Source organism: Corynebacterium sp. S7 (assembly GCF_054401105.1).
The window spans coordinates 1,623,051-1,639,958 of sequence record NZ_CM136760.1 but is presented as its reverse complement, the minus strand read 5'-3'; the positions used below and the strand labels follow the sequence as shown (position 1 = coordinate 1,639,958).

The following is a 16,908-nucleotide window of genomic DNA, read 5'->3' as shown; positions in this document are numbered from 1 at the left end:
TGACCGGCATGAGCGAGAGCACAATTCGTCTAGATTCTGTTGAGGACGCGGTCGCTGCCATTGCACGCGGCGAGGCCGTGGTCGTGGTCGACGACGAAGGTCGCGAGAACGAAGGCGACCTAATTTTTGCAGCAGATAAAGCCACCCCTGAACTAGTGGCCTTTATGGTGCGTTATACCTCTGGATACATCTGCGTTGCTATGAACGACGAGCGCGCCGATGCACTTAACCTGCCACCGATGGTGGCGCGTAATCAGGATGCCCGCGCAACCGCATACACGGTAACCGTGGATGCCAATACCGGTTCGACCGGTATCTCTGCCACTTCGCGTGCCGAGACGATTCATCGCCTCGGCGATCAGTCGGCGCAGATCGGCGACTTTACCCGCCCGGGCCACATCGTCCCATTGCGCGCCCGCCCAGGTGGCGTGCTCGAGCGTGACGGTCACACGGAAGCCACCGTCGACCTGGCCCGCATGGCTGGGTTGTCGCCGGTCGGTGCACTCTGCGAGATCGTGTCCGAGAAGAACCCGACGGACATGGCGCGTGCCGACGAGTTGCGTTCCTTCTCTGACAAGCACGGCTTGAAGATGATCTCGATCGAGCAGCTGATTGATTATCGTCGCCACGCAGAAAAGCAGGTCGAGCGAGTCACCACTGCGAAGCTTCCTACGGAGTTTGGCGAGTTCACGGCGTACGGCTACCGCCACCTCATTGATGGCAACGAGCACATCGTGCTTGTGGTCGGCGATGTAGAAAATGCCGACGATGTCTTGGTGCGCGTGCATTCCGAGTGCCTGACCGGAGACGTGTTCACCTCGACGCGCTGTGATTGCGGCCAACAGTTGCACGAGTCCATGCGCCGAGTGCATGAAGCTGGCACTGGCGTAATCGTGTACCTCCGCGGACAAGAAGGACGCGGAATCGGCCTGCTGAACAAATTAAGGGCGTACAACCTGCAGGACCAGGGCATGGATACCGTAGACGCGAATCTCGAGCAAGGCCTGCCCGCCGATGCCCGTGAATACTCTGTTGCGGGGCAGATCTTGGCTGACTTGGGCCTGGGCTCATTCCAACTGATGACTAATAATCCGCTCAAGACTACGGCGCTTGCGGGCTTCGGCCCGAAGGTTTCCGGACGGGTCAAGATTGACATCATCCCTACACATGACAACATTCATTACCTGCGCACCAAGCGCGACCGGATGGGCCATGACCTTCCTTCCGTGGAAGAATGGGATAAATCACACCAAGATGAAGAATCAGGAGCTTAAACCATGGCTACTACAGGACGTCCCGAACTTGCAGATATCAAGGCTGAAGGCCTGACTGTGGCTGTCGTTTCTACGGAATGGAACGCGTCAATCGTCGATAAGCTTGTGAATCGTGCGCGAGAAATAGGGAAAGAGGCCGGTGTACAAGTTGACGAGTACCAGGTTGCCGGCGCGCTTGAGCTACCTGTTGTTGTGCAGGCGGCAGCGAAGCGCTACGACGCGGTGGTTGCGCTTGGCTGCGTGATCCGTGGGTCGACCGCGCACTTTGATTACGTGTGCGATTCCGTGACCGAGGGCCTGACCCGTATCGCCCTCGATGAGGAGACCCCCGTGGGCAACGGCGTTCTCACCGTTGAAAACGAACAGCAGGCGATCGAACGTGCTGGTGGCGAAGGTGCGATCGAGGATAAGGGCGCCGAAGCGATGCAGGCGGCCATCGGAGCTTGCCTCGAACTAGCCAAAGTACGAACCCGGCCAGTGAAGAACTAGCACGTAGGTTTTAGTTTTAACCGCTGGCGACTAGGATCAGAAGCCAGCAACCACAAGTGGAAATGGTGACCTTTTAATCGTGGACGAGCAGACATACAATCCAAACCCTTCCGCCGAACCGGCGCAGCCTGGCAAGAAGGCTTCTGAGCGAGAAATCGCCATTATGAATGCCGCGGATCCGTTCGCCGCAACGACCAACAAGCCGTGGGAGTTCGAAGTGACTTCCCGCTTCTTGCGCAATGTGGCCATTGTGTGGGTCATTATCGTGATGGCGGTGCACCTGTTTATGGGTGCAGTTGTCGATGTCGAGTTCACCGGCGCTGCTGTGACCACGATTGACAAGTTTGCCTACCCTGGCGTGGGAGTGATCATTTCGATCATCTCGTGGATTGCGTTGACCCGACCTCGCGTGCGTGCGAACTCTGATGGAGTTGAGGTGCGCAATATCATTGGCACCCGGTTCTATTCGTGGATCGTTATTTACGGTTTGAGCTTCCCACAAGGGGCTCGCATGGCACGTCTTGAGCTGCCGGAATTTGAATACGTTCCACTGTGGGCAATCCAGTCCGCTGATGGAGAGAGAGCATTGAAGGCTGTGCGTGACTTCCGCGAACTGGAAGCCAAGTACATGCCAGAAGATTAAGTATGGCTGACCCGAGTACCTACCGCCCGGCCGCAGGAACTATTCCTACGGAACCGGGTGTTTATAAATTCCTCGACGATTCCGGCCGGGTTGTCTACGTCGGTAAGGCGAAAAACCTACGTTCGCGCCTGTCGAACTACTTCCAGGATCCCGAGCAATTACACCCACGCACCCGGCAGATGGTGTTTACGGCATCCAAGGTGGAGTGGACCGTAGTCGGCAGCGAAGTTGAAGCGCTGCAGCTGGAATACACCTGGATCAAGAAATTCGATCCGTGGTTCAACGTCATGTACCGGGACGATAAAACGTATCCGATGCTGGCTGTTAGTGTCGGCGAGCGTTTCCCGCGCGCCTTCTTCTACCGCGGCCCTCGTCGCAAAGGCGTGCGTTACTTCGGCCCGTATTCCCATGCGTGGGCGGTGCGAGAAACCCTCGATCTGCTCACCCGCGTCTTCCCGATGCGGACCTGTTCGAAGGGCGTGTTCAACCGCCACGAGGCGCTGGGGCGGCCCTGCCTGTTGGGCTATATCGACAAGTGCGCAGCTCCCTGCGTCGGGCGTGTCGACGAGGCCGAGCACGACGAGATTGTCAAAGGGTTTATGGGCTTTTTGGCTGGTAACACCGAGCCTGTGACCAAGGAACTCAACCGGCAGATGCAGGAGGCGAGCGAGAAACTCGAGTTCGAGAAAGCCGCCAAGATCCGCGACGACCTCGAAGCCGTGAAAAAGGTCATGGAACGTCAGACCGTTGTGCTGTCTGCCGATACTGACGCGGACGTTATTGCCTTTGCCACCGATGAATTAGAAGCGGCCGTCCAAGTTTTCAATGTTCGCGATGGCCGTATTCGTGCCCAACGAGGATGGGTCGTGGAAAAGACCGGGGATGAACCCGGCAGCATGGAACGCCGCGAAGACGGGGAAATCGACCCAGCGATTCCGCAATTGATGCAGAATTTCCTCGTGCAGTACTACTCCGATGCCGTCGAGCGCGCGGAGGCCGAGGCCGCCGAAGATAAGAAGCTTGCGAAACAAAAGATTCGCCGCAGGGGAGTCGACCAGGAATCCCACGTGCCGAAGCGCACCCACAATCCCGTCCCTCGGGAAATTTTGGTGCAGGTTATGCCCGAGGAGGAATCCGAAGTGGAAGAGTTGCTGTCGCGGCTTCGCGGTTCGCAGGTTTCCATTCGCGTCCCGCAACGCGGCGACAAAGTCGCGCTGATGTCCACGGTGCACCGCAATGCTACCGAGGCCTTGCATCAGCACAAGCTCAAGCGCGTTGGCGATCTCACGGCGCGTTCCCAAGCGCTGCAGGATATCCAAGATGCGCTCGGGCTCGAGGAAGCCCCGCTGCGCATCGAGTGCACCGACATCTCACACATCCAGGGCACGGATGTCGTGGCTTCCTTGGTCGTTTTCGAAGACGGTCTGCCGAAGAAGAACGATTATCGACGATACCGTGTCAAAGAAGCAGCCGGCGACGGTCACAGTGACGACGTTGGATCGATCGCCGAGATCACGAGGCGACGCTTCAAGCGCTACAACAGCGATAAACTGGCCAACCCTGACGAAGACGATACGATGTTCGACGAAGAGGCAGAAGGCGTCGAGTCCACGAATAATCGTCGATTCGCGTACCCTCCGAACCTATTTATCGTCGACGGTGGCAAGCCACAGGTCAACGCTGCACAGGAAGTTTTCGACGAGCTCGGAATCGTCGACGTCACTCTCATCGGTTTAGCCAAGCGCCTCGAAGAAGTCTGGGTGCCTGACGACGATGAGCCCGTGATTATGCCACGCAACTCGCAGGGCATGTACTTGCTGCAGCAGATTCGCGACGAGGCGCACCGCTTCGCCATTACTTATCACCGGCAAAAGCGCTCGAAACGGATGCGCTCGTCCGCATTGGACGGAATCCCGGGGTTGGGGCCAACTCGGCGCAGCGATTTGGTGAAGCATTTCGGCAGCGTAAAAAAGATCAAGGAAGCCTCGCTGGAAGAAATTTCTGAGGTCAAGGGGATTGGGCCGAAGCTTGCGACAGTTGTATATGAGCACCTGCACAAAAACCCAGCTACATAGCTCCATGTCTGAGCCATTTTGATTAGCATAGGGGCATGGAGAAAGACGGCTCGAAAGACGGTTCAATGGAACATAATGTCCATCCCCCGATCATCATCACGGGTATGTCCGGTAGTGGTTTATCTACCGCTGCAAAGGTTTTTGAGGACATGGGATTTTTCGTACCCCAGAATCTCCCACCTCAGTTGATTCTGGACATGGTGCAATTAGCCACCGCCTCCGATTCTCCGGTAGAAAAGGTTGCCATTGTTACCGATGTGCGTGCGCGTATGTTCCGCGGATCATTACTTGGCACGATCACTGACCTGCAAGATAGCGGCTACGAGCCAATCACGTTGTTTTTGGAGGCGCGGGACGAAGTTCTCATTCGTCGCTTCGATGGTGTGCGCCGTACGCACCCCCTTCAGGGCGATGATCCCCTGAGCATGGGTATCCAGCGTGAGAGGGAATCACTTGCGCCAGTGCGTGACCAAGCGGACGTAGTAATAGACACAACGAACTTGTCGGTGCATGATCTCCGCCGTGCGATTGAGGCCTCTTTTCAGGATCTTGCCCAAAATAAACAGCAGCTCACCATCGAGTCCTTCGGCTTCAAGCACGGCTCGCCACCAGATGCCGATTTCATGTTTGACGTACGTTTTCTTCCGAACCCTTATTGGATTCCGGAGTTGCGCGACTACCGTGGAACGGATCCGCAAGTCTCCGATTACGTCTTGGGGCAGGAGGACGCGATCTCTTTCGTCGATAAGGTCTATGAATTAATTGTTTCGCTGCTGCCTGGCTATCGTTTTCAAGGAAAGAATTTCATCACAATAGCCATTGGTTGTACCGGCGGGCATCACCGGTCGGTAGCAATTAGCGAGGAATTGGGTCGCAGGCTTGGGCAGCGCAATGATGTAAATGCCAGCGTGCTGCATCGCGATATTTCGAGGAGCTAGCCCTCCGGAAAATTAGTAGGGAAGAGGGAGTATTAAAGTCATGTCGGAAGCTGAGAAATCTGTTGTTAGCTTGGGTGGCGGGCATGGCCTGTACCAAACGCTGCTGGCAATGCAAAAGTTCACAGATAATCAGATCAACGCCGTAGTTACCGTTGCCGATGATGGTGGTTCCTCGGGTCGAATCCGCAAGGAGCTAGATATTATTCCCCCCGGTGACCTGAGAATGGCGCTAGCTGCGTTAACCCCCGATGACGAGGAAGGAAATTTTAACCGAGAAGTCATTCAACACCGCTTCGGAGGACACGGTGCGCTGGCAGGCCATGCACTCGGAAATCTCGTTTTGGCTGCTTTGACTGAGCGGAACAACGATATGCGTGAAGCGCTCGATATCTTAGGTAACTGGCTGCGTGCGAAGGGCCGTGTCATGCCTGTCTGCCTAGAGCCGCTGGATTTGCAGGCTGACGTGGGAGGCCTTGATGACGATCCTCGTGTCATGCGCTCCGTGCACGGTCAGGTGGCAGTGGCATCGACCACAGGTGTTGTGCGGCGAGTCCGATTGATTCCGAGTCATCCGACCGTCAATCCCGATGTGCTTGATGCCATCGCGCAAGCGGACCTGATTACGCTTGGCCCGGGGTCCTGGTTCTCCTCGGTGATCCCGCATGTGCTCGTCCCCGAGATTGTCAGCGCAATCAATGCAAGTAATGCAATGGTTGTTGTTATCCTCAATTTGTCTCCTGAAGCAGGAGAAACCCACGGTTTTACAACTGAACGCCATATCCATGTGCTTTCTCAGCATGCGCCCGATCTCAAAGTTGATGCGTTCCTAGCGGACAACTACATCAGCACGTCCGAAGGAGAGCGCAAACATTTGAGCAGAGCAGCCGATGGGCTGGGTGCCATAATTGCGTACTATGATGTCCACGTGGCGGACGCAGCTGGTGTGAGTGTGAACAAGCACGATCCAGATAAACTTGCTGCAGCTCTGGAGGATTTGTACACGAAACGCTAAAGAAAGGCTTGGTCATCGTGGCGTTAACCGCGAAAGTCAAAAACGAATTGTTGCAGGTTGGTGCAGGTAATAAAGATACTCGCCAAGCTGAAGCTACTGCAATGATTCGTTATGCGGGTGGCGTCGAAGCTGGCGTACATGGCCTACTCATCAGCGCAGATTTCGATGATCGGGCGATAGCAGAGCACTGCGCAACGCTCCTTCGCGAAGTGTGTGACTGCACAGTCGAAGTCACCACGATCGGCCCCGGTGCTTCCCACCGCGAGACGCGCCACGAAGTTAAGGTGACCCAAGGCGTCGAGGAAGTTGTTCGTCGGCTCAAACTGGTCACTCCCTCAGGCCATCCCGTCGTTGGTTTACCGCGCCAGGTGATTTCTGGATCGATGAGTGATGTCGAAGCTGCATGGCGGGGTGCTTTTCTTGCTCGCGGGTCACTTTCAGAACCGGGGCGAACCGCAACGTTGGAGGTCGTGTGCCCTCGTCAGGAAGCGGCGCTAGCGCTGGTCGGTCTGGCGCGTCGCATGGGCGTGGCCGCGAAAACCAAGGAGTCGCGGGGGATTGAGCGCGTAGTGATCCGCGATGGTGACGCCATCGGAGTCTTGCTCACACGCATGGGCGCGCAGCGAACCCGAGTGGAGTGGGATGACAAGCGACGCAAGCGGATCGTGAAAACCAATGCGAATCGCTTGGCTAATTTCGACGACGCGAACTTGCGTCGATCCGCTCAGGCAGCGGCAGCTGCGGCTGCCCGGGTAGAGCGGGCCATTGAGATCCTGGGAGACGATGTCCCAGAGCACTTGGCCGAAGCTGGTCACCTGCGCGTTGAGCATCGCCACGCTTCATTGGAGGAGCTTGGACGTCTGGCGGACCCGCAGATGACTAAAGATGCAGTGGCAGGTCGGATCCGTCGGTTGTTGTCTATGGCGGATCGGCGCGCCAGCGAGCTCGGCATTCCCGATACGCATTCTGCGGTCGCGCTTGACGACGAGAAAGACCTGTAGCACTTTAGCCCTGAACATGTGACGTAAATCATACTATTTTTCGATGACGTGACACTGAACTCAAATGAGTGTTCGGGGGTAATAAATTCTAGGTATTACCATTATCTGTGCTGGGGATTTCTCTAAAAACCGACATTTTGCAGTGTGGGAATGTGACTGTTTTGCTCGAATGTGGAAACGATCGGACATCAACCTGAAATTCATCTTCAACTGTTCTGCATGAAGGTAGTTTCATCGCTAAACTGAAAACCGTTGGGCAAACATCGCAGCTAGGAACACATTTTGACGGTGCTTTGTCCGGATCTCACCCGAAACTAGAGGAGTAATTTCAGTGACTACCCGCATTGGCATCAACGGATTTGGCCGTATCGGACGTAACCTTTTCCGCGCAATTGACCAGTACGACACCGACCTTGAGATTGTCGCAGTCAATGACCTGACTGATACCAAGACCCTGGCTAACTTGCTCAAGTTTGACACCATCCTTGGCCGTCTGGGCAAGGAAGTTGAGTTCGACGAGAACTCCATCACCGTCGATGGCAAGAAGATCGCAGTCTCCGCAGAGCGCGATCCTAAGGATCTCAAGTGGAGCGACTACGACGTAGACATCGTCATCGAATCCACCGGCTTCTTCACCGATGCCAACGCTGCTAAGGCTCACATCGAGGCTGGCGCAAAGAAGGTTATCGTTTCCGCTCCTGCGAAGAACGAAGACGCAACCTTCGTGTGGGGCGTTAACCACACCGATTACGATCCTGAGAACCACACGATCATCTCTTCCGCATCCTGTACCACCAACTGCCTGGCTCCAATGGCAAAGGTCCTCAACGACAAGTTCGGCATCGAAGCCGGCCTGATGACCACCATCCACGCATACACCGGCGACCAGCGTCTCCACGATGCTCCTCACCGCGACATGCGCCGCGCACGTGCAGCTGCACAGAACATCGTTCCTACCTCCACCGGTGCTGCTAAGGCAGTCGCTTTGGTTCTCCCAGACCTGAAGGGCAAGCTGGACGGCTTCGCTATGCGCGTACCTGTGATCACCGGTTCCGCAACCGACCTGACCGTGACCTTGAAGAAGGACACCACCGTCGAGGAAATCAACGCTGCGATGAAGGAAGCCGCTTCCGATCCTGAGTTCGGCAAGGCTTTCGCTTACTCCGAGGATCCACTGGTGTCCACCGATATCGTGACCGATTCCCACGGCTCCATCTTCGACTCTGGCCTGACCAAGGTCATCAACGGCAACCAGGCAAAGGTTGTTTCTTGGTACGACAACGAGTGGGGCTTCACCTGCCAGATGCTTCGTCTGACCGAGTACGTTGCAGAGCGTCTGTAATTCCGCGCCCCGAGCTGCTGAATACTCGCTACGATAAATTCTGAGTAATGCAGCTTGACATCCGGCGGCCCGGGGTGTGTTCCAAGCACATCGCGGGCCGCTATTTGTTTGTCTATTACACAAAATTAAGTCCAAATATTCATAAGGAGTTTTCATGACTGTCAAGAACCTTCAGGCGCTTCTCGACGAGGGCGTGGACGGACGCCACATTCTTGTTCGTTCAGACTTCAACGTTCCACTCAACGACGAAGGTGAAATCACCGACGCTGGCCGTATTGATGCATCCCTGCCAACCTTGAAGGCACTGCTCGAGGGCGGCGCTAAGGTCATCGTTATGGCTCACCTCGGCCGCCCGAAGGGCGAGCCAAACCCAAAGTACTCGCTCAGCCCAGTTGCTGAGGCGCTGTCCGAGCGTCTTGGCCAGTATGTTGCCCTCGCTGCTGACGTCACCGGCGAAGATGCACACGAGCGCGCCAACGGGCTCACTGAGGGTGAGATTCTGCTGCTCGAGAATGTTCGCTTCGATCCTCGCGAGACCTCGAAGGACGAGGCAGAACGCGGCGAATTCGCAGATGAGCTCGTCGCACTCGCTGCAGATAACGGCGCATTTGTCTCCGATGGCTTCGGCGTTGTTCACCGCGCGCAGACCTCGGTTTACGATGTGGCAAAGCGTCTGCCTTCCTACGCTGGCAAGCTCGTCGAGAACGAGGTAAACACCTTGGCACAGGTCAAGGATGCACCTGAGTCTCCATATGTGGTTGTCCTCGGTGGCTCGAAGGTCTCGGACAAGCTCGGTGTGATTGAAGCACTGGCAACCAAGGCTGACAAGATCGTCATTGGTGGTGGCATGTGCTACACCTTCCTTACCGCACAGGGCTACAACACTCAGAAGTCTCTGCTGCAGGAGGAAATGGTAGATACCTGCAAGGATCTGCTTGAGCGTTTCGGCGACAAGATCGTTCTCCCAGTTGACCTGGTGGCTGCTTCGGAGTTCGCAGCCGATGCAGAGCGTCAAGAGGTTGCACTTGACGCTATTCCTGAAGGCTGGATGTCGCTGGATATCGGACCAAAGACCGCTGAGAAGTATGCCGAGGTCATCGCTGACTCGAAGACCGTGTTCTGGAACGGCCCAATGGGCGTATTCGAGTTCCCTAACTTCTCCCAGGGCACCAAGGCCGTTGCTCAGGCAATGATCGATGCCACCGCGAACAATGGTTCCTTCACCGTTGTCGGTGGCGGCGACTCCGCGGCATCTGTGCGTACCCTTGGCTTGGACGAGGCTGGCTTCTCCCACATCTCCACCGGTGGTGGCGCTTCGCTGGAGTTCCTTGAGGGCAAGGAACTTCCAGGCGTAGCTGTTCTGGACGCATAAGTCGTCCAACCCGAGACAATCGTCGTAAAGCGCACATTTTAGAAAGGACCCGCTACATGGCACGTAAGCCTCTCATTGCTGGCAACTGGAAGATGAACCACGACCATATGCAGGCAATTGGATCTGTTCAGAAGCTTGCCTTCGCTTTGCCGAAGGAAGCTTATGAGAAGGTCGATGTTGCTTTGACCGTTTCATTTACCAACATTCGTTCAGTTCAGACCCTCGTCGAGGGCGACGACCTGAAGATCACCTATGGTGCGCAGGATATTTCCGAGCACGATTCTGGTGCCTACACCGGTGAAGTTTCCGGCGCGATGCTGGCAAAGTTGGGCTGCACCTGGGCTGTCGTCGGTCACTCCGAGCGCCGTCAATACCACAATGAGTCGGACGCCACAGTTGCAGCTAAGGCTGCTGCAGCGCTGAAGAACGGCATCAGCCCAATTGTGTGTGTCGGCGAGCCACTTGAGATCCGCGAGGCCGGTACCCACGTGGACTACGTCGTCGAGCAGACCCGCAACTCGCTTGCTGGTTTGTCCGCCGAGGACCTCGCGAAGACCGTCATTGCCTACGAGCCCGTCTGGGCTATTGGCACTGGCAAGGTTGCTTCCGCAGCCGATGCGCAGGAAGTCAACGCAGCAATCCGGAACCTGATCCGTGAGATCGCATCCGATGAGATCGCAGAGGGCATCCGGATTCTTTATGGTGGCTCGGTTAAGACCGACACCATTGGCGAGATCATTTCCCAGCCAGACGTCGATGGCGGCCTGGTTGGTGGCGCGTCGCTTGACGGCCAAGATTTTGCAAAGCTTTGCGCTGCAGCTGCGAACGCAGTGAACTAGCAAGGCACGGCATGAGGGCCCCGAGTTTGAGGTACTGTCGACCTCGCTCGGGGCTTACGTGTTTCTTCTACTAGCACCACCTGCTTTAAGGCCTTCACGGCAGCATGCGAAAGGATGACGAATACGATGGAAAATCACGATCACCTGCAAGAAGACATCCGCCACCTTGGCCGGATCCTCGGCGAGATCATTGCCGAGCAAGAAGGCGAAGAAGTATTCAATCGCGTCGAAGGTGCGCGGCAAGCAGCGTTTGAGATTGCCAAGGGCAACGAAGAACTCTCGGTGCTGACCGACATGTTCGCCAACGTCTCACCAGAGGAGGCAACCCCGATCATTCGGGCGTTTAGCCACTTTGCTCTCATGGCCAACCTCGCCGAAGATCTTCACGACGAATGGAAGCGCGAAAGAGACCTTGACGCAGGGGTTCCCGCACCGAACTCCACCTTGGCTGCGACATGGACAAAGCTGGAGCAGTCGACAGCGACCTCGCAAGAGATCCACGATATGTTCCATGACGGATTGGTCTCCCCAGTGCTCACCGCGCACCCCACGGAAACGCGCCGGCGCACGGTTTTTGATGCGCAAAAGCACATCACAAACCTGATGGTGGAGCGCCACCGAATCGTCGAAAAGCCCGAAACGGCCCGAACCCAAGCACTGCTTGACGAGGTCGACCACAACATTCGCCGTCGCATGACCATTTTGTGGCAAACCGCGCTGATTCGGGTGACTCGTCCCCGGATCGAAGACGAAGTGGAGGTGGGGCTGCGGTATTATAAGCTCTCGCTGCTTGAGCAAATTCCGCAGATCAACTCCGATGTGTATACTGTGCTGTCCGAAAAATACGGCGAGGGGACGACTACGAACGCGCTGGTCAGGCCTGGAAGCTGGATTGGTGGCGATCACGACGGTAATCCTTATGTCACCGCAGAGACGCTGGATTACGCTACTCGTCGCGCAGCCGAAGTTGTGTTCAAGCACTACGAAAACGAGCTCAATTACCTAGAGCATGAGCTGAGCCTTTCCGATCGCATGACGGATGTGACAGTGGAGCTGGTCACTCTGGCCTCGGCGGGGCACAACAATGTCCCGAGCAGGATCGATGAGCCTTATCGACGAGCGGTGCACGGGATTCGCGGCCGGATTCGCGCCACGACTGTCGCGGTGTTGGGCACGGATGCCTTGGACGGAACGTGGCATGAAGAATTCGATCCTTACGTAGATGTTGACGAGTTCAAGGCCGAACTGGATGTCGTCGATACGTCCTTGCGTCAATCGCACGACGAGATTATCGCCGACGACAGGTTGGCCCGGCTGCGCTCAGCGGTGGACACCTTTGGGTTTCATTTGTACTCGATTGATTTGCGCCAGAATTCGGAGAGCTTCGAGGCCATTGTCAACGAGCTTTTCGCCCTGGCCAGGGTCCACGAGGATTACCAAAGCCTCAGCGAGGAGGCGAAACTGGAGATCTTGCTGCACGAGCTGCAAAATCCGCGGCCTCTGATGCCGAATGCGGATGTCACCTTGAGTGAGGCCACTGAGCGCGAAATGAACCTGCTCAAGCAAGCCGCCGAGGCAGTGCAAGCATTTGGCACAGAGATGGTGCCACGCCAGATCATTTCCATGGCCCAGTCGGTCTCGGACATTCTCGAGCCGATGGTGTTGCTCAAAGAAGTCGGGTTGCTCACTGCGCACAATGATCGTCTGGAAGGCCACGTCGACATCATCCCGCTGTTCGAGACGATCGAGGACCTGGAATCCGGGGCCAAGATCTTAGGGGAGCTGTGGGAGATTCTGCTGTACCGCGATTATCTGCGCCAACGCGGTGACCTGCAGGAAGTCATGTTGGGTTATTCCGATTCCAATAAGGACGGCGGATATTTCGCCGCCAACTGGGCGCTCTATGACGCAGAAACCAGGCTAGTCGAGCTCGGCGCTAAGGAAGGCGTGCGCATCCGTTTGTTCCACGGCCGCGGTGGCACTGTCGGTCGTGGAGGTGGCCCTTCCTACGAGGCGATCCTCGCACAGCCGGAGGGAGCGGTGCGCGGTTCGGTGCGCATCACCGAACAGGGTGAGATTATCTCGGCGAAGTATGGCAGTCCGCAGACTGCCCGGCGCAATCTAGAAGCTCTGGTCTCCGCAACGATCGAAGCGAGCCTTCTGCCAGCCGATCACCTCGAAGATCACGACCGCGCCTGCCAAGCAATGCGCGAGATCTCGGAGCTCAGCCAGAAGAAGTACTCGGCACTTGTCCACGACGATCCCGGATTCATCCAATATTTCACGCAATCCACACCGGTCGACGAAATCAGTGATCTCAACATCGGCTCCAGGCCATCGAGCCGGAAACAAACCAAGGACGTCTCGGATCTTCGCGCAATCCCATGGGTCCTGTCATGGTCTCAATCCCGCGCGGCGATCCCGGGTTGGTTCGGCGTCGGCTCGGCACTTTCCTGGTGGATCGACGCCGGCAAGGACGAGGCCGAGAAGTCCGCTCGCACCGAGGAACTTCGGATGCTCTACCGCGACTGGCCTTGGTTCAATTCCGTACTGTCCAACATGGCTCAGGTGATGGCCAAGGTAGAGATGCGCTTGGCGCAACGTTATAGCATGCTTGTCGACGACAAAGAGGTGGCAAACCGGATCTACACGACAATATCTGATGAGTTCACATTGACTCGGAAGATGCTCGCTGAGATCACCCAGAGCGACGACTTGCTGGCCGATAACCCAGATCTTGCTCGTTCGGTGCGTTCCCGTTTCCCATACTTGCTGCCACTGAACGTAATTCAGTTGGAGCTGCTGCGCCGCCACCGTGCAGGGGACCAGCGCACTAGCGTCTCCCATGGGATTCAGCTGACCATGAACGGGTTGGCTACGGCTCTGCGCAACTCGGGCTAGAGTGGGTTATCTGGCCAGAGTCAATAACTACGTGCTCGGGCACGTGGTGTAAGATTGTGAGAGTTAACGTTTTATAGGAAAGAGGACCGATCCTTCATGACATTGGCGCTTCAAATTGTCTTGGTAGTCGTCTCTATTTTGATGACTGTCTTTGTGCTCCTGCACAAAGGCAAGGGCGGTGGTCTGTCCAGCCTCTTCGGTGGCGGTATGCAGTCGAACCTCTCGGGCTCCACGGTGGTGGAAAAGAACCTGGACCGAGTCACCGTCATTCTGGCGATTCTCTGGATCGCGTGCATCGTTGGGCTGAACTTGATCCAAAAGTACGCGTAATTTTTCAGTAGCACTGGCGGTGAGATAAACACCGCAAATGCAGACGCATGACCCCTTCCTTCGGGAAGGGGTCATGCGTTTTTTGCGTGAAGCAGCCTTGATTTAGTGACCTAGGCCTCAAATAGAAGGATTCTATTGAGCGATAGTTTACGTGCTTGTAGAGTTCCTATCGAGCAATAGTTAGAAATGCTCACAGTAACCTACTCAGCTGAAAGGGACGCTTATGGACCCCTCAGATCTAGCCTGGATTCTGGCAGCATTTGCGCTGGTCAGTCTTATGTTTCCGGGCCTTTCTCTTCTTTATGGCGGAATGATTGGTGGTCAACAGGTCCTCAACACCTTCATGATGGTGATGGGTTCACTGGCTATCACCGCCGTTGTCTACGTGCTCTATGGCCATGGCTTAGTCATGGGAAATTCCCTCGGCGGGCTTGGAATCATTGGGAATCCCGTGGAGTACGCGGGATTCCGCTCGCTTATGTCGGACGATGGAGTCGGCGGCATGATGTGGGGAGGGTTTTACATCCTCTTTGCAGCGATCTCCCTCGCGCTAGCGGCATCGGGCGCAATTGGCCGAATGAAATTCAGTGCTTGGCTGATATTCGGCGTCTTGTGGCTCACCCTCGTGTATTCGCCACTCGCGCACTGGGTTTTCGCCTTTGACGACGAAGAGACAGGCTTCGTCGGTGGGTGGATGGCCAACACCCTTGGTTTCCATGATTTCGCCGGCGGAACCGCAATTCACATGAACGCAGGTGCGACCGGTCTTGCGCTGGCTATGGTGCTTGGCCCCAGGAAAGTCACCTCGGTTCGACCGCACAATTTGCCTCTGACACTTCTTGGCGCAGGATTAATTATGGTCGGTTGGTTCGGATTTAACGGCGGCACCGCTGGGGGTGCGAACTTCCTTGCCAGCTACGTGGTGGTGACGTCGTTGCTTGCTGCCGGGGGCGGCATGCTGGGCTTCATCGTGGTGGAAAAGATTCGCTACGGGTATCCCACTTTGCTCGGCCTAGCCACGGGCATCATTGCAGGACTGGTTGCCATCACCCCAGCAGCAGACGCGGTGAGCCCCATCGGGGCGCTGTTCACCGGATTCCTCGGGTCGGCCGTAGCTGCCTGGGCAATCACGTGGAAGCGCAAGCATCGCATCGACGACACCGTTGATGTTTTCGCAGTGCACGGTATGGCAGGAATCGCCGGAGTCTTTTATGTGATGCTCCTGGGCGACGCAGCGGCCCCAGCTGGCATAGCCGGAGTCCTGCGCGGAGGCGATCTCTCGCTGCTGTGGCGGGAACCTCTCGCAATAATCGTCACCATTGTGTACGCCTTCGCCATGACATGGCTTATCGCGACTCTGTTGGACAAAGCGATGGGGATCCGCATCGATGCTCAAGCAGAAGCTGATGGAATAGACCGTTCCGAGCACGCAGAATCTGCCTATTCTTTCAGCCCGATTGGGCCAGACAGTGCAAGCCAATCAAATCCCGAAAAGCCTCAACCTAAAACCGAAAGGCCTAAGCCATGACTACCGCTGAAATTGGTTCAACATCCGTAGACTTTCTTTTCCTCAATGAGCAAGACATGTTCGATGCCGGAGTCACCGATATCGCCCAATGCGTTGACGTCATGGAAGAAACATTGATCCTCCTAGCGCAAGGCGATTACAAGATGGCAGGACTAGACTCCAATTCCCATGGTGCCATGATTACCTTCCCGGAAGACCCGCAATTTCCTGGCATGCCGAAGGATGGTCCGGACCGTCGCTTTATGGCTATGCCTGCATACCTGGGTGGACGCTTCAACAACACCGGCGTCAAGTGGTACGGCTCCAATGCTGAAAACCGCCAAGCTGGGTTACCGCGCTCGATTCACACGTTCGTGCTCAATGACACTGTTACCGGCGCTCCAATGTCCATCATGTCGGGAAACCTGCTCTCCGCCTACCGCACGGGTGCCGTACCAGGAGTTGGCGTGAAGCAATTCGCCCTAGAAAATGCCTCGACGCTGGCCGTTGTTGGCCCAGGAGTAATGGGTAAGACCACGACGGAAGCCTGCCTCGCACTTCGGCCGTCCATCACCACCATCAAGATTAAAGGACGCAGCAAGCGGGGAGTCAACGAATTCGCCGCCTGGGCACTGGAAAAGTATCCCGACGTAGAAATCATTGCTACCGACACGATCGAAGAGGTGGCGAAAGACGCAGACATCATCGTTGCCGCAACGACTACCGATGCTGCCGGTTCGGAAGCTTTCCCGTACTTCAAGAAATCGTGGCTCAAACCAGGCGCAACGCTACTACTCCCGGCGGCGGCGCGTTTCGATGACGATTTCCTCCGCAGCGACGCCCGCCTCGTCGTTGACTACATGGGACTCTACGACGCCTGGGCAGAAGAGTACGGCACGAGCGCGTACCAACTCCTCGGGATCCCAGGAACCCACTGGCACGATCTCGTGCGAGAAGGCGCACTCGAGCGACACAAGATTCAGCAGATCGGTGATATCTGCAGTGGTACAGCAGAAGGACGGCTTAACGACGAGGAAATCATCTTGTACTCAGTTGGAGGCATGCCGGTAGAAGACGTGGCTTGGGCAACACAGATCTTCGAGAACGCCCGAGACAGAGGCATCGGCACCTCACTCAACTTCTGGGAATCGCCACGTTTGGCTTAAGCAAACACAGGAAATAGGA

General features: G+C 56.2%; 14 protein-coding genes. All 14 read left to right on the top strand.

Annotated elements, in window-relative coordinates:
• The first annotated feature begins 8 nt into the window (after window positions 1–8).
• The 14 genes from ACXZ66_RS07870 to ACXZ66_RS07805 all read left to right on the top strand — a co-directional run bounded on the left by ACXZ66_RS07870 (window position 9) and on the right by ACXZ66_RS07805 (window position 16,889).
• Window positions 9–1,274: a bifunctional 3,4-dihydroxy-2-butanone-4-phosphate synthase/GTP cyclohydrolase II gene (locus tag ACXZ66_RS07870; protein ID WP_458747936.1), complete on the top strand. Its 1,266-nt coding sequence runs from the start codon at window positions 9–11 to the stop codon at window positions 1,272–1,274.
• Window positions 1,275–1,277: 3 nt separating this feature from the next.
• On the top strand, window positions 1,278–1,763 hold the full coding sequence (ribH, locus tag ACXZ66_RS07865) for a 6,7-dimethyl-8-ribityllumazine synthase (RefSeq protein WP_458747935.1): 486 nt from the start codon (window positions 1,278–1,280) through the stop codon (window positions 1,761–1,763).
• A gap of 79 nt (window positions 1,764–1,842) precedes the next feature.
• Window positions 1,843–2,406: a PH domain-containing protein gene (locus tag ACXZ66_RS07860; RefSeq protein ID WP_458747933.1), complete on the top strand. Its 564-nt coding sequence runs from the start codon at window positions 1,843–1,845 to the stop codon at window positions 2,404–2,406.
• A 2-nt stretch (window positions 2,407–2,408) separates the two neighbouring features.
• Entirely contained in the window at window positions 2,409–4,481 is a 2,073-nt protein-coding gene (gene uvrC, locus ACXZ66_RS07855; RefSeq protein ID WP_458747931.1) for an excinuclease ABC subunit UvrC, read from the top strand.
• A 35-nt stretch (window positions 4,482–4,516) separates the two neighbouring features.
• On the top strand, window positions 4,517–5,419 hold the full coding sequence (gene rapZ, locus ACXZ66_RS07850) for an RNase adapter RapZ (protein WP_458747930.1): 903 nt from the start codon (window positions 4,517–4,519) through the stop codon (window positions 5,417–5,419).
• A 40-nt stretch (window positions 5,420–5,459) separates the two neighbouring features.
• A complete protein-coding gene (locus tag ACXZ66_RS07845; RefSeq protein ID WP_458747928.1) occupies window positions 5,460–6,431 on the top strand; it encodes a gluconeogenesis factor YvcK family protein in 972 nt (323 codons plus the stop codon).
• 17 nt (window positions 6,432–6,448) lie between these two features.
• Entirely contained in the window at window positions 6,449–7,432 is a 984-nt protein-coding gene (gene whiA, locus ACXZ66_RS07840; protein WP_458747926.1) for a DNA-binding protein WhiA, read from the top strand.
• Window positions 7,433–7,763: 331 nt separating this feature from the next.
• Window positions 7,764–8,774 (top strand): type I glyceraldehyde-3-phosphate dehydrogenase, encoded by a 1,011-nt coding sequence (gene gap / locus ACXZ66_RS07835; RefSeq protein WP_458747925.1) that lies wholly within the window; start codon window positions 7,764–7,766, stop codon window positions 8,772–8,774.
• Between the two features lie 154 nt (window positions 8,775–8,928).
• A complete protein-coding gene (locus ACXZ66_RS07830) occupies window positions 8,929–10,146 on the top strand; it encodes a phosphoglycerate kinase (protein ID WP_458747923.1) in 1,218 nt (405 codons plus the stop codon).
• Between the two features lie 56 nt (window positions 10,147–10,202).
• Window positions 10,203–10,985: a triose-phosphate isomerase gene (gene tpiA / locus ACXZ66_RS07825; protein ID WP_458747921.1), complete on the top strand. Its 783-nt coding sequence runs from the start codon at window positions 10,203–10,205 to the stop codon at window positions 10,983–10,985.
• 126 nt (window positions 10,986–11,111) lie between these two features.
• Entirely contained in the window at window positions 11,112–13,886 is a 2,775-nt protein-coding gene (gene ppc / locus ACXZ66_RS07820; protein WP_458747919.1) for a phosphoenolpyruvate carboxylase, read from the top strand.
• 96 nt (window positions 13,887–13,982) lie between these two features.
• Window positions 13,983–14,216: a preprotein translocase subunit SecG gene (gene secG / locus ACXZ66_RS07815; protein ID WP_458747917.1), complete on the top strand. Its 234-nt coding sequence runs from the start codon at window positions 13,983–13,985 to the stop codon at window positions 14,214–14,216.
• 223 nt (window positions 14,217–14,439) lie between these two features.
• A complete protein-coding gene (locus tag ACXZ66_RS07810; protein ID WP_458747915.1) occupies window positions 14,440–15,744 on the top strand; it encodes an ammonium transporter in 1,305 nt (434 codons plus the stop codon).
• Window positions 15,741–16,889 carry a tyramine oxidase subunit B gene (locus ACXZ66_RS07805; protein ID WP_458747913.1) on the top strand — a complete coding sequence of 383 codons (1,149 nt, stop codon included), beginning with the start codon at window positions 15,741–15,743 and terminating at the stop codon, window positions 16,887–16,889. The genes ACXZ66_RS07810 and ACXZ66_RS07805 overlap by 4 nt, the downstream gene beginning before the upstream one ends.
• Window positions 16,890–16,908 lie beyond the last annotated feature (19 nt).